17 protein-coding genes are annotated in these 19,456 nt (G+C 63.8%); 3 read left to right on the top strand and 14 right to left on the bottom strand.

The features are described 5' to 3' along the window. From K675_RS0127650 to K675_RS0127600, 11 genes are all read right to left on the bottom strand, one after another. Positions 1-385: lipid II flippase MurJ (locus K675_RS0127650; RefSeq protein ID WP_026145586.1), on the bottom strand; the 385-nt coding region annotated here is incomplete at its 3' end. Between the two features lie 9 nt (positions 386-394). Then, complete coding sequence (locus tag K675_RS0127645) at positions 395-1,216, bottom strand: acyltransferase (RefSeq protein ID WP_017906707.1); 822 nt, start codon at positions 1,214-1,216, stop codon at positions 395-397. Then, positions 1,213-2,601, bottom strand: a complete 1,389-nt coding sequence (locus K675_RS0127640; protein ID WP_017906706.1) for an O-antigen ligase family protein — start codon at positions 2,599-2,601, stop codon at positions 1,213-1,215. The genes K675_RS0127645 and K675_RS0127640 overlap by 4 nt, the downstream gene beginning before the upstream one ends. Then, the gene (locus K675_RS0127635) at positions 2,601-3,698 is read right to left on the bottom strand and encodes a glycosyltransferase family 4 protein (RefSeq protein ID WP_017906705.1); all 1,098 of its coding nucleotides are present in this window, start codon (positions 3,696-3,698) and stop codon (positions 2,601-2,603) included. The genes K675_RS0127640 and K675_RS0127635 overlap by 1 nt, the downstream gene beginning before the upstream one ends. Continuing rightward, positions 3,689-4,909, bottom strand: a complete 1,221-nt coding sequence (locus K675_RS0127630; RefSeq protein WP_017906704.1) for a glycosyltransferase family 4 protein — start codon at positions 4,907-4,909, stop codon at positions 3,689-3,691. The genes K675_RS0127635 and K675_RS0127630 overlap by 10 nt, the downstream gene beginning before the upstream one ends. Further along, entirely contained in the window at positions 4,906-6,240 is a 1,335-nt protein-coding gene (locus K675_RS0127625) for a beta-galactosidase (RefSeq protein WP_051070776.1), read from the bottom strand. The genes K675_RS0127630 and K675_RS0127625 overlap by 4 nt, the downstream gene beginning before the upstream one ends. Beyond that, a complete protein-coding gene (locus K675_RS0127620) occupies positions 6,230-7,420 on the bottom strand; it encodes a glycosyltransferase (RefSeq protein WP_017906702.1) in 1,191 nt (396 codons plus the stop codon). Before K675_RS0127620 ends, K675_RS0127625 begins: the two co-directional genes overlap by 11 nt. After that, positions 7,420-9,414, bottom strand: a complete 1,995-nt coding sequence (locus K675_RS0127615; RefSeq protein ID WP_017906701.1) for a GumC family protein — start codon at positions 9,412-9,414, stop codon at positions 7,420-7,422. The genes K675_RS0127620 and K675_RS0127615 overlap by 1 nt, the downstream gene beginning before the upstream one ends. A gap of 18 nt (positions 9,415-9,432) precedes the next feature. Next, positions 9,433-10,206: a polysaccharide biosynthesis/export family protein gene (locus tag K675_RS0127610; protein WP_017906700.1), complete on the bottom strand. Its 774-nt coding sequence runs from the start codon at positions 10,204-10,206 to the stop codon at positions 9,433-9,435. A 69-nt stretch (positions 10,207-10,275) separates the two neighbouring features. Next, complete coding sequence (locus tag K675_RS0127605) at positions 10,276-11,733, bottom strand: mannose-1-phosphate guanylyltransferase/mannose-6-phosphate isomerase (RefSeq protein ID WP_017906699.1); 1,458 nt, start codon at positions 11,731-11,733, stop codon at positions 10,276-10,278. Position 11,734: 1 nt separating this feature from the next. Continuing rightward, the gene (locus K675_RS0127600; RefSeq protein WP_017906698.1) at positions 11,735-13,171 is read right to left on the bottom strand and encodes an undecaprenyl-phosphate glucose phosphotransferase; all 1,437 of its coding nucleotides are present in this window, start codon (positions 13,169-13,171) and stop codon (positions 11,735-11,737) included. A gap of 437 nt (positions 13,172-13,608) precedes the next feature. On the opposite strand from K675_RS0127600, the gene yegS reads away from it, so the two are divergent. Continuing rightward, the gene (yegS, locus tag K675_RS0127595) at positions 13,609-14,502 is read left to right on the top strand and encodes a lipid kinase YegS (RefSeq protein WP_017906697.1); all 894 of its coding nucleotides are present in this window, start codon (positions 13,609-13,611) and stop codon (positions 14,500-14,502) included. On the opposite strand, the gene K675_RS0127590 is transcribed toward yegS, so the two are convergent. The 3 genes from K675_RS0127590 to K675_RS0127580 form a co-directional block, all read right to left on the bottom strand. After that, positions 14,486-15,151 (bottom strand): response regulator, encoded by a 666-nt coding sequence (locus tag K675_RS0127590; RefSeq protein WP_017906696.1) that lies wholly within the window; start codon positions 15,149-15,151, stop codon positions 14,486-14,488. The two genes, yegS and K675_RS0127590, sit on opposite strands and share 17 nt — an antisense overlap. Continuing rightward, positions 15,148-16,038: a sensor histidine kinase gene (locus K675_RS0127585; protein WP_017906695.1), complete on the bottom strand. Its 891-nt coding sequence runs from the start codon at positions 16,036-16,038 to the stop codon at positions 15,148-15,150. Before K675_RS0127585 ends, K675_RS0127590 begins: the two co-directional genes overlap by 4 nt. Before the next feature lie 464 nt (positions 16,039-16,502). Beyond that, the gene (locus K675_RS0127580) at positions 16,503-16,967 is read right to left on the bottom strand and encodes an Hpt domain-containing protein (protein WP_017906694.1); all 465 of its coding nucleotides are present in this window, start codon (positions 16,965-16,967) and stop codon (positions 16,503-16,505) included. 574 nt (positions 16,968-17,541) lie between these two features. Here K675_RS0127580 and K675_RS0127575 point away from each other — a divergent pair. Next, the gene (locus tag K675_RS0127575) at positions 17,542-18,477 is read left to right on the top strand and encodes a chemotaxis protein CheV (protein WP_017906693.1); all 936 of its coding nucleotides are present in this window, start codon (positions 17,542-17,544) and stop codon (positions 18,475-18,477) included. Between the two features lie 115 nt (positions 18,478-18,592). Continuing rightward, positions 18,593-19,399 carry an MOSC domain-containing protein gene (locus K675_RS0127570; RefSeq protein WP_026145585.1) on the top strand — a complete coding sequence of 269 codons (807 nt, stop codon included), beginning with the start codon at positions 18,593-18,595 and terminating at the stop codon, positions 19,397-19,399. Positions 19,400-19,456: the final 57 nt, after the last annotated feature.

Genomic DNA, 19,456 nt, shown 5'->3' with positions numbered 1-19,456 from the left:
ACCAGGCCAGCCAGTGCAGGCTGCCGCCGGCCAGTTGATAACCCTGGCTGTCGAGGCCGGGTCCGATCAGCCGCACCCAAAGCGGCGCGCCCACGCTCATTACGCCGCCCAGCAGCAGGCCGCCCAACAGCAGGCGTGGCGCCAGGGCCCCGAGCCAGTGGGCCTGGTCGCCGGCCGAGCGTTGCTGGTACAGCGGCAATGCCGCCGCGCTGAGCAGGCCGGCAGCCAGGGCCATGCGCAGGGCTTCCGGCAGGAACAGCGCGACCAGGAAACTGTCGCTGCGCCCGCCGGCGCCCCAGGCGGCCACCAGCAGCCACTCGCGGGCGAAGCCGGCGGCCAGACCGGTGAGGGTCGCCAGGGTCAGCCAGAGGGTCGATCCGAACATGGGCGCGGCTCAGTGGAACAACGTGAACAGGCCTTTGCCGCCCACCTTGTAGTTCAGGCCACGGCAGCGTTCGCCTTTGATCGCCGCATCCGGGCCTCCGACGATGGCATAGGGAGGGATCGGCTTGGACACCACGCACTGGCCGCCGACCACCGCACCCTCGCCGATGTCGGCACCGAAGGACAGCAGCGCGCGGCTGGCGATCCAGGCGTAGTCGCGGATGTACACTGGCCCACCGACGGCCCAGAACTCCGGTGCCTGGACGTCATGCCCGCCAGCGATGATCAGCACATGGGAGGCGATGGTCACGTGGTCGCCGATGATCAGCCCGCCACGGGCATCCAGCTGGCAGTGCCAGCCGACCGTGCTGTCGTTGCCGATGCGCAGGCTGTCGACACCCAGCACCTCGGTGTTGCGCCAGACCGTCGAGCCCTTGCCGATCTTCGCCCCGCCGATGCGTAGCCAGAGCAGGCGCAGGGTATGGCTGGGAATCTTGCAGATGAGGATGTTGTAGGCCAGCTCCCACCAGCGCAGCAGGCGGTCGCGCAGGGTTGGCCAGTTGATGCCGTAGAGCGGGATCAGGGCGCCCTTGATTTCGCGCCCGAGCAGGGCGTAGAAGCGCCTGGCCAGCGGATTTTCGATACGGGGCTCGATGTTCAGGTAGCTGATGAAGCACAGCACGTTGCCCTTGAGCGGTTGTTCGAAGCAGACGTCATTGGCCAGCATCCACTCGTAGGCGGCTTGCAGTTCTTCCAGGCTGACGGCCATTTTCTCCGCGTATTCGGGCAGGGCCGCCTGCAGGTTCAGTGAGTGGAACATACGGTGTTTCATGAGTGGGCTCCAGAAAGGCTCGGGGCCTTGGGCTTGAGGCGCTGGGCTTCGTGCAGATTAAGGCCCAGCAGCAGCCAGAACAGGGCGATCAGTACTTGGGTGAAGCTGAAATAGTGGTCGAAGATGCCGCTCAGCAGTGCGGCCATCAGGCCGGCGGTGGTGCCGAGCCAGATGGCGTTGTCCGCGGTCAGGCCGATGGTTTCGCGGTGGGTATGGGTCTCCCGCCACCAGCTCCAGATCACCGCGACGAACAGCAGCATGCCGGGAATACCGAGCTTGTAGATGAAGTTCAGCCACAGGTTGGAAATCCCCCAAAGGCCGGTGCCGGGCACCGGTGGCTCGGTCTTGAAGCCGATGCCGAAGGGGAACATCGCCATGGCCTGCGGGAAGTGCGAGTACTCGTCGAAGCGCACACTGGTACTGGCGTCATTGGTGGAGAAAATGGTCAGCAGGCGGTCCTGCAGCGGCGGGTAGAACATCAGCAGCAGCGCGCCGAAGGCGGCGCCGCCCATCAGCAGGCGGCCGGTGTAGGGCACGCGCTTGCGTGTCAGCCAGACCAGTACCACGATCAGGCTCAGCAACGCACCGCGTGAGCCGCTCAGTAGCAGGGCGACCGCGCCGAGACCGGCGACGGCGAGACCCAGCGCCCGCGGCCAGCCCTGGCGCGTCACGCCGAAGCAGAAAGCCAGCGGCATCAGCAGGGCCATGGCGCCACCCGTGACGTTGGGGTGCATCCAGGGCGAGCCCATGCGGTTGGACATGGCGCTGAGGCTGTCGCCCAGCACCGAGATGCCGCCATAGCCGAGCTTGCCCAGGATCGGCGTCATGCTGGTGGCGGTGCCGTTCTTGAGAAACACCGGGATCGACAGCAGCAGCATCATCAGGGTGCCGAGCAGCAGGCCGGTCACCACCTGCTCGCGGGCCCTGGTGGTGTCCAGCAGGCGCGGTACCAGGAACAGCACCGAAAGGTTCAGCAGCCAGCGGATCCAGTTCACCGGGCCGTTGCCTTCGGCGTTCACCGTCAGTTGGCCGATGACGAAGGGAAAGGCACTGAACAGCATCAGCGCCACGAGCAGGCGCTCGGTACGCAGCAGGGGGGGCTTGTCCGGCAGGTTGTTGAACAGGCCCTGCACCAGCACGCTGCCCCAGACCAGCAGGATCAGCGCCTCGGAGACCGTGGTACGGATGCCGAGCTGCACCGTGGAGTAGGGCAGGAAGGTCGCGAGCACGGTGAACAGCAACAGTCCCCACAGCGGGTGGCGGACGATCGTCACCACCCCGGCGATACCGACCAGCACCACCAGTACCTTGAATGCCGGCAACAGCCAGACCAGCACACCGAAGACCAGGCTGAACAGCAGTGCTATGGGTATCGCGATCGGCATTATTGCAGCTCCTCGAGCAACAGGTTGAAGCGCTCCCGGTACGCCGCCGTGGCATACCGGGCGGCCCACTCGCGCAGCACGGCGGGGTCTTCGGCCGGTGCCTCGGCCAGGCTCAGCATCAGCGCGGTCAGGGCCGTGCTGTCGGTGGGCGAGAAGCGCGGGCTGTGCGGCGGGGTGATTTCATCCAGTGACGAACCGCTGGCGACCGCGACCGGCGTGCCGACGCTCAGTGCCTCGACCACCGGCAAGCCGAACCCCTCGGCATACGACGGTTGCCAGAGGCGCTGGGCCTGGTGATACACCGCGTGCAACTGGGCGTCGCTGAGACCGCTGAGGTAGTGAAGCCCCGGCAGGTGCCGCAGCGGCGAGGGCAGGTGTTCGGGGGCGCCGATCAGCACCAGTTCCGGGACCTGGTCCGATTGCTGGCGGGCGGTCTGCCAGGCGCTGACGAACCAGGGGATGTTCTTGCGCGGCTCGCGGGTGCCGACCGCCAGCCAGTAGCGCTCGGGCAGTTGCAGGTCGGCGATGTCGGCCGGTTCGCCGCTGAAGCCGTCGACCAGGTTGGGCAGGACCCTGACCTTGTCGCGGGCTTCGGGGAACAGCTTCACCAGTTCGTCGGCGGTGTACTGCGAGGGTGTCCAGATCCGGTCGGCGACCTTGACCGAATGGCCGATCGACAGTCGATCGGTGATCCGATAGAAGCGTTCCTTGAGCCGCGAGCCATGGCTGTTCTGCAGGGTCAACTGGAACAGGTCGTGCAATTGCAGCACATAGCGCATGCCGGCCGGCTTGCGGCCCAGCGGCAGGCCCATGTTGAAGTTGCAGATGTAGATCTCGACCCCGGCCTCGCGCAAGGCGCCGGGCAGGAAGCCGGCTTCGAACCTCAGCCGCAGGGGCAGGCGGTGAATGCCTTGCAGCGGTGCCTCCCAGCGTGGGCAATGCACGCGGCGGCGCAGGGGATGATCTTCCGGCGCCACGCCGAACAGTTGCAGTTGCACGTCCGGATGGGCCCGCAGGGCCTCTTCCAGTGCCAGGTTCTGGCGGCCGATGCCGGTGTGGGTGTAGCTCGTCGCGCGGTAATCCAGTCCTATACGCATGCGGACACTTCTTCTTCTTTGAACTGTGGGAGTCGGGTGTAGACCGCTTCGAGCTGCGCGGCAGCCACGGCCCAGTCATGTTCGGCCTTGACGTAGGCCCGACCGGCGTCGGCGATCTGTTGCAGGCGAGCCGGGTCGGCCAGGGCTTCGGCAAGTATCCGTGCCAGTACCTGCGGATCTTCGCTGCCCAGGTAGTGGTGGCCGTTCTCGACTTTCAGGCCCGAGCTGCCCTGGTCGGTGGTGACCACTGGCAGGCCGGCGGCCATGGCCTCCAGCACCTTGAGCTTGGAACCGCCGCCCTGGCGCAGGGGGGCGAAAAATATCGAGGCGCGGCTTTGCAGGGTGCGCAGGTCGGGCACGAAGCCCTGCCACTCGATGCGCGGGTCGCTCCAGCGCTCGCGCCAGGCGTCCGGCAGGCCGTAGCCGGCAATGGCGAAACGCACACTCGGATTGTGCTGCCAGAGCGCCGGCAGGATTTCCTCCAGGGCCCATTCCACCGCATCCAGGTTCGGGCTGTATTCGTAGTTGCCGATGAACAACAGGCGCTGGGCGTGCAGGTCGGGTGTCACACCGGCGTAATGGCCGGTGTCGACGCCATTGACCACCACCGCCACCGGCTTGCCGGTCTGCTCGCGCAGCACCTCGGCGTCGGCCTGGGTCACCGCGACCAGTTCGGTGGTCTGGCGGAACACCCGGGCTTCCCAGCGCCGGTAGCGCCACTGGTCGTACAGGGTGAAGGGCTGCAGCCAGCCGGGCAGGCGGTCGTAGCTGGCCGCGCCGAGGGCCGATTCGACGTTGTGCTCGGTGAGGATGAAGTCACGCCCGGTCTCGATCAGCGGCTGTTCGAACGGCTGGAAACTGTAGCTGTGCTCGATCTGGATCACGTCCCAGTGTTCTTCCAGCAACTCGCGAAACTGCTGCTGCAGCGACGGCGCAGAGCCGTTGACGGCGGCCAGCATCGGGTAGGGCGCGAGCAGTACGGTGGCCAGCGTGCGCAGGCTGCGCAAGGGCCGACGCGGTACCACGATCAACCGTTCCAGGTGCGGCAGCAGGGTCTGGCGGGTGGCTTCGTCGAGCGCGCTCTTGGACTGCACCAGCAGGGTGATCCGGTGCCCGCGGGCTGCCAGGCTGCGCAGCAGGTGGAATTGTCGGGTCTTGCCACCGCTGGTGGTGGGCCAGGGCAGGTAAGGAAGGGTCCAGAGAATTTTCATGGCGACCACACCAACAGTTGCAGGCTGGTTTTCAGCGGTACGGTCACGGCCTGGGCGTCGCTCAGGTCGGTACGGCTGCCGGCCAGTGGATCGTACAGGGCCGCCTGGGTGACCCCGGGCAGTTGCAGGCTGCTGCCGCTGGCGCTCCAGAACATCCAGACGCGTGCGCCGTCGTTGCGGGTCCAGGTGACGCTGAACAGGTCGTCGGGGGCGTTGCGCAGTTTGGGGGTATCGGCCGGTTGCAGTTTCGGACCGGTCACCTCGAAGAAGTTCTTCAGCGCCGTATAGACCGGTTTGGGCTCGCCGTCGAGGTCCACCAGGCCGTAGAACTGATCGCGGGGCGTGGCCCGTGCGTCGAGGTCGCTGAGGTTGAACAGGAAGATCCTCTGGTAGTCCATCGCGCTCATCAGGGCCAGGCGGCGCAGGGTGTAGTCCTGCTGGCCGGAGGTGCCGATCAGCGCTTGCATCTCCCTGGGGCCGGCATAGCTCGACCAGCCCCATTCGGTGGCCCAGACTTGCGACACCCCGGCGCCGTGCAGCGATTTGTTGAGGCTGTTGGCCTTGCTCAGAAAGTCCCTGGCGGCGGCGCTGTCGCCCTCGGGCAGTTCGGAATAGGGGTGGTAGGCGGCAATCAGGTTCTGGCTGGCCAGCCCCTGGCTGACCAGGCTGTCGAGCATCAGCCCCGGCGTGCTGTGCATCTGGCTGTAGTAGGCCAGGCCGGCTGTCGCAACCGGCTTGCCCGGGACCTTCGCGCGAATCGCCTTGGCGGTGGTGGTCAGCAGCCGGTAGTAGGCGGTCGGATCCTCCTTGGGCAGCCAGATGATGTTCGGTTCGTTCCACACCTGCCAGGTGTTCACCTGGGGATAGCGTTCGGCGAGGGTCGCCATGCGGTTGGCGAACAGGTCGAAGTCCCTGGGCGGGTACTGGTCGGTGTTGGTGGCGTCGGCCGGGGCGCTGCTGGCGAAGGCCGGCGAACCTACCAGGTAGGCGAGGATGTTGTAGTTGTGCGCCTGCATCTGCTTCATCGCCGCGTCGAGGGTTGCGACGTCATAGACCCCCTGCTGCGGCTCGATCATCGGCCAGTGGATGGTCAGGCGCACCCAGTTCAGGCCCAGCTCGTCGAGCCGGCTCATCTGTTTCCGGTAGATGTCCGGCTCGAAATACTGGAACTGGACGTTGACCCCGAGGAAGTCTTTCCACTCGATCGCCCGCGGTGCCTTGAGCAGCACCTGGGAGGACGACTGGGCGCCGGTGTCGCGCCACTGCAGGCTGCTGAGTACACCGGCCAGCGCGACCAGCAGCGGGACCCAGAGCATCGGTTTACGCCACATTTTCATGCCCTCGACACGCCTGCTCGAACACCTGCAGGAAACGGTTGGCGGTCTGGCTCCAGACCCGCTGGTTGCCGATCATGCTGGCGTGTTCGGCCCAGCGGATCGCCAGTTCGGGGGTGGCGCACAGGTGACTGATCTCGGCCGCCAGGGCGGCGACGTTGCCCTGGGGGAAGATCACGCCGTTGCCCTGGGCGACCTCTTCGGCGAACGAGCGGGCGTCGGAAGTGATCGCGCCGCGCCCGCAGGCGGCGGCCCAGGACAGCGCGCCGCTGGTGCCGCGCAACTGGCCGAGCAGCTTGAGTTTGCTCGACTCACGGTAGGGCAGCACCATCACGTGGTGGGCCTGGATCACCTTGGGAATGTCGGCGGCCGGCAGGTCGAGCTGCCAGTCGATGCTGTCCTGCAGGCCGAGGCGCCGGATGTGCTGGCGCAGTTGATCGAGGTAGCTGCCGGACGGGCCGAAGGCCATTTCCGGTTCGCTGCCGCCGGCGAGGGTCAGGCGCAACCGGCTGCGCAGGTCGGGTTGCTGGGCGAGGGTCATCGCCAGGGCATCGAGCAGATCCTCGATGCCCTTGCCGCGATAGATGAAGCCGAAATACAGCAGTTTCAGCGGCTCCAGCGGTGGCAGCGGCGCCGGTTCGATGGCCAGGTTGCCGTGGGGGATCACCGCCATCTGCTCGCCACGCAGGCCCATGCGCTGACGCAGGCAGTGGCTGCCCGATTGGGTCAGGGTGATCAGTCGGGTCAGGCTGCGCGCCAACTGCCGTTCCTCACGCAGGCACAGCGGGTCGGCCAGCACCGTGGCCACCTGCGGCAGGGGCGAGGGCAGCCGGCTGGCCAGCGACAGCGGCCAGGGCAGGCGTTCGCGGCGCCAGACCAGGCGTTCCGGGTCATGGACGGTGGCCGTCAGTGGCAACCGCGCAAAGCGCGCGCGCAGGCTCTTCAGGGCAGTGAACTCGGCGAGTCGGCCGCCCCCGATTTCCGCGTGCACCAGATCGATGCCCTGCCAGTCATGCTCGGCGACGGCCTGGGCCGCCCGCTGCGGGGCGTTGCCCAATCCGGCCAGCGGTGTGCTGACGCGCACCCCGTGGCCCTCCAGGGCCGCCTTCAGGTGGCCAGCATAGTCGGCGATACCGTTCTGTTCCGGCGGCAGGGGCGCGAGCAGGGCGATATGCATCAGGCGTGACTCCGCAACCGTGCCAGGGTGTTGAGAACCCGTTCCGGAATCTCGAAGCGCCGGCGGTTGAGGATGATGCCGTCGACCCGCTTGAACGCGGTATTGAGCGTCGTCAGGGCATTTTCCAGAATCGGCACGGTGGTGGTTTCCGCCTCGATGATCAGGGTGATCAGGTCGGCCTGGCGCAGGATCACGAAGGCTTCCTGGTTGGAGAAGAACGCACCGGCATTGAGCAGCAGGATCTCGCCGGGTTGTGCCGGGCCGTCGCCTTCGACGCGTACGTTGTGGCCGCGCTGGCGCAGCAGCTCGCCGAGGTGTTCGATGACGAAGGTGACCCCCTCGCCGTGACGGGCCGAGGTCAGGCCGATGCTCAGGCCATGTTCGGCGACCCGCTCCAGCGGTAGCACGCCATACAGCCGGTACATGCTGGCGGTGAAGGCGGTGCGCCGCCGTGGATCGTTGTCGCTGATATCCTGCAGGCTGGTCCAGACCTTGACCCCGAAGCGCGACTCGATCTTGTCGCCATCGTGGATGCGCTGGTCCAGCAGGTAGAAGAAGTACAGCGCCAGCAGGCCGACCGCCAGGCTCAGCGGGATCGCCAGCAGGATCATGCTCAGGCTCTTGGGAAACACCCTGGCTTCATTGAGCGTGGCCTGCTCGATCACCGCGATGTTGCTGATCCGGCTCTTGTCCAGTTCACGGTCGATGCGGGCTTTCTCGGTGCTTTCGCTGTACAGCGCGAAGCTCTTCTCGGCGGCATCGAGTTCGCGTTGCAGGCGCGACATCTCCGGCTCGATGGCCAGAGCCTGGCGACGGTCCTGTTCCAGTTGCTCGAGCTGGGTCTTCTGCTGTGCGGCCTGGGTCTGCAGGCGGCTGAGGCTGGCCTGCTGGTCGGCGAAGCTGTTCTGCAGGCGGGTATAAACCGGGTTCGGTGCCAGGTTGTCGGAGCGCTGGACCACCGCGTTCTGCTCCTTGAGCAGTTTCTGCAGGTTGGCGATGGCGGTGTCCATGGCCTTCACCGGTGGCGCGCCTTCCTTGAAGGTGCGCAGCATTTCCTGGCGTTCGATCTGCTTGGAGTTGATCCGTTGCTGCAGGTCCTGGCGGTCGGGGTTGATGCTCATCTGCCGGCCGATGCTGATTTCTTTCTTCATGCTGTTGAGCTGCGCCTGGATCCGTTCCAGGCCGCTACGGGTCGAGGCCACGGCCCGGGTGGTGTTCAGGTGTTCGCCGCGCAGGTTGTTGAGGTTGCGCGAGATATCGTTCAGGCGCTCGGAGATGCTGACCGCACCCAGCTCGTTGAGGTGGGCCTCGATTTTTTTCTTGTAGTCGAGGATTCGCGCCTGGGTCGCCTTGCTTTCACTTTCATAGAAGGTATAGAGACTCTTGCGTCCGAGGCTGCGGGTACGCTCCTGTTCGTACTGCTCGATCCAGCTCTGGACGATGGTCTGCGCCACCGCCGGGTTGTTCCAGGTGAAGCTGATTTCCATGACCGAGGAGCCGGGGGCGTGGGTCACGTTGAAGTTCTTCAGCAACTGGTCGGCCAGACGTTCGACCGGGGTCTGCTTCTCCACCACGCCGAGCAGTTGCAGGAGCCCGCGGCCAGCGTCGACCAGCGCTTGCAGGGTGCTCTTGACCAGGGTCTTGACCGTTGCCAGGAAGCCCTCCTGCGGCGGGATCCGGGACAGTTCGTTGAGGTACTGCTCGGCCACCAGGCGGGCGATCGGGCGCCCGGTGAGCATGCGTTCCTCGTCGAGAATCGGATCGCGCTGGGCACTGGGGATGATGGTCGCCTGGCGATCGGAGATCTCGATCGGCAGGGTGCTGGTGTCGCGCCCCGGCTTGACCAGCAGCAGAGCGGTGGACTCGTAGCGGTTGGGCAGCAGGAAGGCGCCGAGCAGGATGATGATGAGCGTCACCAGCACGGTGATTTTCACTTCGTGCTTGAAGATGAAAAACAGGCGCAACAAATCGCGGAAGGAGCGGATATTGATCATGTCTGTTGTCCTTAACGATCAGTTGCTGTTTTCACGCAAGTTGTAGTTCACCCCGATACCAATCGATTTCTGGAACGGAATCAGCTGGTTCAGGTACAGGTCGACCCACTCGATGCCATTGCCCACGCGGGACTTGGGCACGAAGATCACGTCGCCGCGTTGCAGCAGCACCGGCGGGCGGTTGCTGACGCCGGCGAGCATGGTGTCGCGGTAGTCGAAGAAATAGGTCTTGTAGCGGCCGTCGTCTTCCTGACGCAGCAGCGCGACGTTGCGGCTGTCACCCACCGGCAGCAGGCCGCCGGCGCCGATCAGTGCCTGTTCCAGGGTGGTGGCGGTGGTCACCGACAGGTTGTTCGGATTGCGCACCGAGCCGCCGACGAACACGGTGTTGCCCGGCGAGGCGGAAATGTTCACCGTCAGCGCCGAGTCCTGGTAGATGTTCTTGAGCTTGTCCTGCAGGAACACGGTGAGCTCCTGCGGCGTCATGCCCGCCGCCTTGACGTTGCCGATGTAGGGGTAGGCGAAGCTGCCGTCGTTCATCACCGTGAACAGCGTCAATTCATAGATGGAGTTGGCGGTGAACGCGGAGATCGACGGCGCCTCGCCGGTGTTGCGCACGATACGCAAGGTATCGCCGGCCCGAATCCGCTGCGCGGGCAGGGGCTTGCCGGCCAGCGCCTCGCCAGCCCTGTGACCTTCCTGCAGCACGTTTTTCTGTGGCAGCACCACCTTGGCCGGGATGCTGCAGGCGCTGAGTAGTAGAACACTGAAGATCAGCAAGGGGGTTTTCATTGGTCACTCTTCCTGTCGTGCATGTTTACAGCTCCCTGACGGGCTGGGTGGTACTGTGCTTGCCGGGTTTCAGGACTTGCTGGCCTCGACGGGAACCCTCCCGTAGATATCGGTGAAGCGCACGATATCGTCCTCGCCCAGGTATTCGCCGCTCTGCACCTCGATCATCACCAGGTCGATCACGCCCGGATTGACCAGGCGATGAGTCTTGCCCGGCTTGATGAAGGTCGACTCGTTGGTGTCCAGGAGGAATTCGTTCTCGCCGTTGGTGACCAGGGCCATGCCACTGACGACGATCCAGTGCTCGCTGCGGTGATGGTGCATCTGCAGCGACAGCGAGGCGTCGGGCTTGACCACGATGCGCTTGATCTTGAAGCGCTTGCCCTCTTCGAGCACGGTGTAGGTACCCCAGGGGCGGCTCACCGTGCGATGCAGGCGGTAGGCTTCGTGGCCCTGGCGCTTGAGTTCCTGGGCAATGAGTTTCACGTCCTGGCTGCGCTTGCTGTCAGCGACCAGCAGGGCGTCGGGGGTATCGATGATGATCAGGTCCTTGAGCCCGACCCCGCCGACCAGACGCTTGGGTGAGTCGATGTAGCAGTTGTTCACGTCATACAGCACGGTTTCGCCGTTGCACTGGTTGCCGTTGGCGTCGGCCGGGGTCAGCTCGCGGACCGCCTGCCATGAACCGATGTCGCTCCAGCCGAGCTGGCAGGGCACTACTGCCACCTTCTTCGAGCGTTCCATCAACGCATAGTCGATGGAGATGTCCGGGGCGAGGCCCAGGGTTTTGCTGTCCAGTTCCAGTTGCAACTCCTGGCTGCCCTCACGGCTATGGCTGTGGGCCAGGCATTCGCTCATCGCCGCCAGCACGTCCGGGGCATGTTCCTGCAGTTCGCGCAGCACCACGTCGGCGCGCAGGCAGAACATGCCGGCGTTCCACAGGTGCAGGCCACCGTCGACGTAGCCCTGGGCGGTGGCCGCGTCGGGCTTCTCGACGAAGCGCGCGACCTGGAAGCTGCCGTCGTCCAGCGCCTGGCCTTTCTCGATATAGCCAAAGCCGGTTTCGGCCTTGGTCGGGACCAGGCCAAAGGTCACCAGCCAACCCTGGTCGGCCAGTTTGCGCGCGCTTTGCACCGCCTTGGCGAAGGCGTCCAGGTCCTTGATCAGGTGGTCTGCCGGCAACACCAGCAATTGCGCATCCTCGCCGTACAGTCGGGCGACATGCAGGGCGGCGGCGGTGATGGCCGGCGCGGTGTTGCGGCCGAATGGTTCGAGGATGAAGTCCAGCGCCGTGCCCCCCCTGTTCAGCAGCCGGTAATCATCCAGGGTGCGGAAAAACACTTCGCGATTGGTCACGGTCAGCAGGCGCTGCACGTCGGCCAGGCCAGTGGCGCGGCGGAAGGTCTTCTGCAGCAGGCTTTCGCCGTCGGGCAGGCGCATGAAGGGCTTGGGCATGGCTTCGCGGGAAACCGGCCAGAGTCGGGTACCGGCACCGCCGGCGATGATGCAGGGAATGAGCAGGCTCATGTCAGAAGGCCTCGCGCGTCAGGAGCACTGCCGGGACAGTGCGGAACAGAATGTAGAGATCGAACCAGATCGACCAGTTTTCGATGTATTCGAGGTCGAATTCTACTCGTTTCTCGATCTTCTCCAGGGTGTCGGTTTCACCTCGATAGCCGTTGATCTGCGCCAGCCCGGTGATTCCCGGTTTGACCCGATGGCGCGAGGTGTATTCCTTCACCGCTTCCTCGAACAGGATGCCGGCGGCCTTGGTTGCCGTGGCATGGGGGCGCGGACCGACCATGGACATGCTGCCGACGAACACGTTGAACAGTTGTGGCAGTTCGTCGAGGCTGGTCTTGCGGATGAACCGCCCGACCCGGGTGATTCGCGGGTCGCCGCGGGTGGTCTGTTTCTCGGCGTTGGCGTCGGCCTGGTGCTGGTGCATCGAGCGGAACTTGAACACCTCGATCAGCCGGTTGTTGTAGCCGTAGCGTTTCTGCCGGAACAGCACCGGCCCCGGTGAGTCGATCTTGATCGCGATCGCCACCAGCAGCATGATCGGTGACAGCAGGATCAACGCGAGGCTCGACAGCACCATGTCTTCCAGGCGCTTGAACATTGGCGACCAGCCGCGCAGGGGGACTTCGGAGGCGTTGAACATCGGCAGGTTGGCGACTTCGGTGATGCGGTTGTGGGCGTGGCGGAAGGCAACCATGTCCGGCACCAGCAACACGTTGACCGGCAACCGGCGAAGTTCGCGAATGATGTAGTCCATGCGGTTTTCCGCCGACCAGGGCAGGGCGACCAGCACCTGGGTGACCCGCTCTTCGCGGATCATTTGTTCCAGGTCGCCGGAGTTGCCCAGCAGCGGCAGGTTGACCATGGTCTTCGGCAGTCGACCGATGCGGTCGTCGATGAAGCCGATCACTCCCGAGCGGATGTCCTGGTGCTGGGACAGGTATTCGGCCAGGCGCTGGCCGTTCTCGGTAGCGCCGAGAATCACCGCGTTCTGCAGGAAAATGCCGCGTTGCATCAGTTGCTGGAACAGCGCCAGCAGGATCAGCCGCTCGATGCCGAACAGTGTCAGGCTGGCGATGAACCAGACCAGCAGTTGCGTGTTATCCAGGTAGTTGAACAGTTGCAGGCCATGATGCATGAACAGCAGCAGGCAGAACGCCGACGACCAGGCGAACAGGGTGATCTGGAAGCGCAGCATGTTGCTGAAGATCGCCTCGGCGTAGACCCCCAGCGCCTGGAAGATCAGCACGCTGATGACGCCGAAGAACAGCAGGATGGTCAGATAGCTCTCGGTGATGTCGGGGGTTTGCTCGCGCAGGTAAACCATCAGCAGCAGGCCGGGAAGGATGGCGGTGAGTCCGTGGACCAGGCGAATGCCGAACAGAAAGTACTCGACCATGCTGGGCCGGGTGAGGAACAGACTGTCGACTGGTTGCAAGCGCATTGAGACCCCCTTCCTTTTCTACCATCTCGAAATGGCAACTACGAAACACTTCGGTAGGTAATTCCTGTAGCAACGCACCAGGGCTTCTTGCGCTGCCCCCCTCCCTGGTAGCTGGTTCCGCTGTCAGATGCGACCGTTCCTGTCTGTCATTCAGGCAAGGACAAGTCTTATTGCTTTAGTTGTCTTCACCGGCACATTTGTACATTTTTTCCTCCTGTGTACAGGACACAGGCTTGAGTAAAGCTCATGAAAGAGTCGGTCGCTAATTGAATGACATCATGTCGCTGAAAAAAATCGGATGTTGCTGTTTTACAGGTCGAGCCCGGTCTAGAGCCGGTGCGGTGGTTGGCAATGAAATAAATACCTGGTACGTCAAGTCGTTTTCATCCGGCTGCGGTCCACATTTCTTACAGCCATCGACACAGGAGAAAACGCCGATGAGCGAGCGCAAGGCATTGCTGATTCTGCACGGCAAGCAGGCTCTCAACGAGGAGGTCAGGACGGCGGTCGAAGACCGGCGCCGCGAAGGTTGGGAGCTGGCCGTTCGCCTGACCTGGGAAGCGGGCGATGCCCAGCGACTGGTCCAGGAGGCGCTGGGCATGGGGTATCGGCAACTGATCGCCGGCGGCGGCGACGGCACCTTGCGCGATATCGCCGAGGCGTTGGCCGGGACCGAGGCGAGCCTGGTGTTGATGCCGCTGGGCACCGCCAACGATTTCGCCCGTGCCGCCGGTGTGCCGCTGGAGCCAGCCACGGCCTTGCAACTGCTGGATGCACCGGCCCGGCCGATCGATCTCGGTGCCGTCGGGGAGCAAGTGTTTCTGAATATGGCCACTGGCGGTTTCGGCAGCCAGGTGACGGCCAATACCTCCGAGGACCTGAAGAAGGTACTGGGCGCCGCGGCCTATCTGTTCACCGGGCTGTCGCGCTTCGGTGAGCTGCATGCCGCCTATGGCGAGCTGCAGGGGCCGGATTTCCACTGGCGGGGCGAGCTGCTCGCGCTGGGCATCGGCAATGGCCGCCAGGCTGGCGGCGGGCATGTGCTGTGTCCGCAGGCGCAGGTCGATGACGGCCTGCTCGATATCGGCATCCTGCCGGCACCCCAGGAAGTGGTGGGCACCTTGCGCCAACTGATGAGCGACGGTTGGGGGCTGGACAACATGTTCGTCCGGGCCCGCCTGCCATGGGTCGAGATCAAGGTCGCCGAGGGGCTGTACCTGAATCTCGACGGAGAGCCCCTGGAGAGTGACAGCCTGCGTTTCGAGGCCCGCCCCGGGGCACTGCGGGTGCACCTGCCGGCGGACTCGCCGCTGCTCAGTCGTCCAGACTGATGATGCGCTCGCGGACCGCGAACAGCACCAGCCCGGCCACATCGAAAATCTGCAGGCGCTTCATGATCTGTGCGCGGTGGGTCTCGACGGTCTTGATGCTCAGGCCCAGGCCGTTGGCGATCTCCCGGGTGGACTTGCCGCGCACGATCAACCGGAGAATTTCCAGCTGGCGTCCGGTCAGGTTGTGGGTCTGGGCCTGCACCTGCACCGGCGAGTGACGCTGGGCCTGGGTCAGGGCCTGGTTGATCACCGTATGGGCGATCGCCGGGCTGAGGTAGCGCTCGTTGTTGCGCAGGGCCTCCAGGGCCTGGGCCAGTTCGGTCGCGGTGGTGTCCTTGAGCAGGTAGCCGTGGGCACCGATTTCCAGGGCCTGCATGATCAGTTGCGGGTCGGTGTGCATCGACAGGATCAGCACCTTGCTCTGCGGGCGCACCGCCTGCAACTGGCGCAGGGCATCGAGCCCGCCGGTATCGCGCATCGACAGGTCGAGCAGGATGATGTCCGGATTCAGGCGCTCGACGGCTTCGAGCAACTGTGCGCCATCGCTGGCTTCGCCGATCACGGCGTAACCGGGAATCTCCAGCACCAGGGCGCGGACACCGGCCCTGATCAGTGAGTGGTCATCCACAAGAAGTAAGTTGCAGGTCATAGAACCCTATTCGTACTGGCTCGTTCGAGGGCGCGGGGGGCCCAGGGAAGAAGGGCTTCGATTTGCGTACCTTTGCCGGGTCCGCTGCTGACTGTCAATCGGCCGCCCAGTTGTTCGGCGCGCTCGACCATGCCGGCCATGCCGCGTTGTCCCTGTTCGGCGGGATTGGCGGCCGGGGAAAAGCCCTGGCCATCATCGGCGATGTACAACGACAGGCCTTCGGGAAGACGCTTGAGACGCACCAGCAGGTTGTCGGCCCTGGCATGGCGCAGGACATTGGTGACGGCCTCCTGGGTGATGCGAAAGGCGGTCACGGCCATCTCCTCGGACAGCCCGGCCAACTGCTGATGGCATTCCAGGCTCCAGTGCAGGCTGGTGTTGCCCAGTGTCTTGAGCAGGTGGGCGCGCAGGCTGGCTTCCAGCCCGAGGCTGGTCAATTGGCGTGGATTGAGAATGGCCGAGACGTCGCGCACCTTGGCCAGGGTTTCCTCCAGGGTGTTGTTGAGGTCCGCGCAGTGGCCGCGCAGTTCCTCCGGAAGGCGTCCTTGCAGCCACTGGGTCTGCAACCTGGCCGCGGTCAGCAGTTGACCGATGTCATCGTGCAGTTCGCGGCTCAGGCGGTGGCGTTCGTTTTCCTGCACCTGCAGCAGGCGGTCGGCCAGTTCCTGGGGTTGGAAATTGATCGAGGTGCGCGAGTCGCGGTATTGCAGCCAGATGCTGGCCAGTGTCGCCAGGTTCAGCAGCAGCAACCCCAGGGACAGCAGCGAACCGTTCAGGTAGAGCGCCAGGCTGGTGATCGCCGAGGCGATGCAGAGCAGGGCGGACAGCCGGCGAGCGTTCCTGCGTGAGCGGAGCCAAGGCTTTAGTGACTTGAGGCTGGCGTACATAGCGTGTGGAGCCAATAAATGTCCGGTGCGAAGAATCCGGTCGTAATGACTGACAGGACTCCGTTTGAAAACCGATACGGTTTAATATTCATGTACAACTTAATAGAGGGATTGCGGCTAAGTGCTATTACTTTTTTGGGTCCTGTGCCGAAGTGCCAGAAAACATTTTGCCATCAAGTACATAAGCAAGCGGGCAGCATAGTAGCACTTCGTTTAAGGTTGGTCGTCCCTGTCGGTATATGTCCGGCCGGTCAGCTTTTCTGTGCGCCGGTTCCAGAAGACTCGCCAGGCAGTTTTCGCTATCGTGTTTATGTTTGAAGTCGTTGCAGTTTATCGCGCGGTTCTTTCTGCGCGTAAGAGCGCCCGGTTCAACACCGAAAGTTGCCGGTTAGTTGGTCTTGGCTTTGTTTGGAGGGCTTGGTGAGTGCCCGCGCCTGGCGAGGGGCGGGGCCGGGCGCTGCGGTTCAGGCGGAATGTCCGGGAAAGGTGATCAGCGTGAGGCCTTTCGCTTCGGCAAGCAGGGCCGTCGAGACTTCGATCCGTTCCGCCAGGGTGGCAATCAGTTCGGCTTGTTCGCTGTCGTCCAGGCCCAGTTGGCCGGTATGCGGATCGATCAGTTCCAACTGCCACGCCAGCAGCGTCAGGCAGCCCTGCAGGGCCTGCAAGGCGTCGTCGTGCAGGTTGAGCCGGTCAGGCGCATGGCTCAGGACGTCGTGGATATGTCGGGCGAAGTCAGCCATGCAGTGTACGCCAAGTACGTCGGCCCGTCCGCTGAGCTTGTGCAGGGCGGCGAGCAGGCAGTCGATCGCATCCCTGTCGTTACGGATCAGCGCCAGGTGCTGGCAACACTCCTGCATCCGGGTCTGCAGGTTCTCTGCTTCAACCAGGAATTCCGGCAGTTTGGCCTGCCGTTCTTTACCGTTCAGCATGCTTTATCTCCATGAAACATCGGCAGGCGATAGAAGGTCGCGCTTGGCGAACGGCGTTAAGTTAATGTCGGCCAACAGGGCATGGCAGTGATCTGCCGTCGATTGTTTCGGGGCAGAGTGATTGCAAGGGATTCTCAGGCATTGGCAGTCGATGTTCACCAAGCCAACTCGCGACGAGTGCAAGGATCGCTCAAAAGCACCGATCCAGAGCGTTTTAGCCGGAGCTGTCAGGCGCTTTGCCTGGCTTTCCGGCCACCCTACCGCGATTGAAAGCAAAAGCCTGACTCCATTCATGTAATGAGAATGGCGTCACATTAATGGCTATTGGATATTGCGAATATCAGGTTGCGCCTGATTGTTGCTAAGGGATTCCCCTAGGCAGGGGAACAAAAAACCGATCCGGTGGTCGCCTCGCGCGGGATCTGTCGGGTCTGGACAGTGCGCTCAGTAAAGCATGATGTTAATGTGACATCAAACGTTTTGCGTGACATTTTGCATGGGGGTCAAGGTCCGGCGAAAGCGGCCGATAACTCTCTCAATGAAGTTCTTTGTATCAGCGCCCCAGGAGTGATTGATGGCCGGCATTCTCGACACGGTAGACCAACGTACGCAATTGGTGGGAGAGAATCGTCTGGAGATTCTCATGTTCCGCCTGGCCGGTCGCCAGTTGTTCGCGATCAACGTGTTCAAGGTGCAGGAGGTCCTGCAACTGCCCAAACTGACCCTGATGCCCCAGCGCCATCCCTTTGTCTGTGGGGTGGTCAACCTGCGTGGACAGACCCTGCCGGTGATCGACCTGTCCCAGGCGATCGGCATGCGTCCGCTGGTGCCGGGCCCCGACAGCACCATCATCGTCACCGAGTACAACCGCTCGGTGCAGGCGTTCCTGGTCGGTGGCGTGGATCGCATCGTCAACATGAACTGGGAGGCGATCATGCCGCCGCCGGGCAGTGCCGGGCGCCAGCATTACCTGACCGCCATCAGCAAGGTCGACGATCAGTTGGTGGAAATCATCGACGTGGAAAAAGTCCTGGCCGAAATCGTGCCGTACAACGCCAAGGTTTCCCGGGAAAAACTCGATGATCCGGTCATGGAGCACGCCCGTGGGCGCGAGGTGTTGCTGGTCGACGATTCCAAGGTGGCCCTGTCGCAGTTGCGCGATACCCTGGGCCAGTTGGGGGTGAAGCTGCACATCGCCAGTGATGGCCTCCGGGCACTGAACATGCTCAAGAACTGGGCCGATTCCGGCGCGGTGATGACCGAGAAGCTGTTGATGGTGTTCACCGACGCGGAGATGCCGGAGATGGACGGTTATCGTCTGACCACCGAGATCCGAAACGACCCGCGCCTGCGTGGCCTCTATGTGGTGCTGCACACCTCGCTGTCCGGCAGCTTCAACGAAGCCATGGTGAAGAAGGTCGGTTGCGACAACTTCCTCTCCAAGTTCCAGCCGGACAAGCTGGTGGACGTGGTTCGCCAGCGCCTGCTGCTGGATCATCCCGGCGCCTGATCGGCTGCCCTGGGGGCGGGTGCAAGGCCTGCCCTCGATCCGCGCTGTCATCGGCTCGTCTTTGATTGGGCGAACGGCTCGTATATCGTGGGCTTTTCTCCAGGAGCCGGCCCCCATGTTGCGTCTGAGCGCGCTTTACCGTTATCCCCTCAAGTCCGCAAGGGGCGAATCCCTGTCCCGGGCCTCGCTTGACGAGCTGGGGTTGGCGGGGGATCGACGCTGGATGGTGGTGGACGAAGCCAGCGGACGTTTTCTGACCCAACGTGCCGTGGCCGGCATGAGCCAGTTGTCGGCCTTGTGGAATGCCGCCGGTGGCTTGACCTTGAGCGCGCCGGGGCACCCGCCGCTGGAAGTGGCGTTGCCCGGTGCCGATGAAGCCTTGCGCGGCGTGACCGTCTGGAGCGATAGCCTGCGTGTTCCCGATGCCGGAGATGAAGCCGCTGTCTGGCTGAGCGGCTTTATCGGCAAGTCGGTACGCCTGGTTCATGTGCCGCTGGAGCGGGCGCGGGTCACTCAGGCCGGCTATGGCAGGGATGATGATCGTGTGGCATTTGCCGATGGCTTTCCGTTGCTGTTGATCGGCCAGGCGTCGCTGGAGGATCTGTCCCGGAAGGTCGGGCGCCCGCTGGAGATGCTGCGCTTTCGACCGAACCTGGTCATCGAGGGCAGCGAGGCGTTTGCCGAGGATCGCTGGAAGCGGATCCGCATTGGCGAGATCGAGTTTCGCCTGGTCAAGCCGTGCTCGCGCTGCATCCTCACCACCATCGACCCGCAGACCGGGGAACGCAGCGCCGACCGCGAGCCGCTGACCACGCTCAAGACCTATCGCGAGAAGGATGGGGATGTGTTTTTCGGGCAGAACCTGGTCAATGACGGACTGGGGCGGCTGGAAGTGGGGATGCCGGTAACGATTCTCGAGTGATCCGTCGGGCTCTGTGGAGGGCTCAACGGATTGCATCAAATATCGGATCACATCCTG

It is taken from the genome of Pseudomonas fuscovaginae SE-1, from assembly GCF_000364705.1.
GTDB classification, from domain to species: domain Bacteria; phylum Pseudomonadota; class Gammaproteobacteria; order Pseudomonadales; family Pseudomonadaceae; genus Aquipseudomonas; species Aquipseudomonas fuscovaginae_A.
Note: the sequence above shows the minus strand (reverse complement) of the source record. Positions and strands in the feature narration are given on the sequence as shown.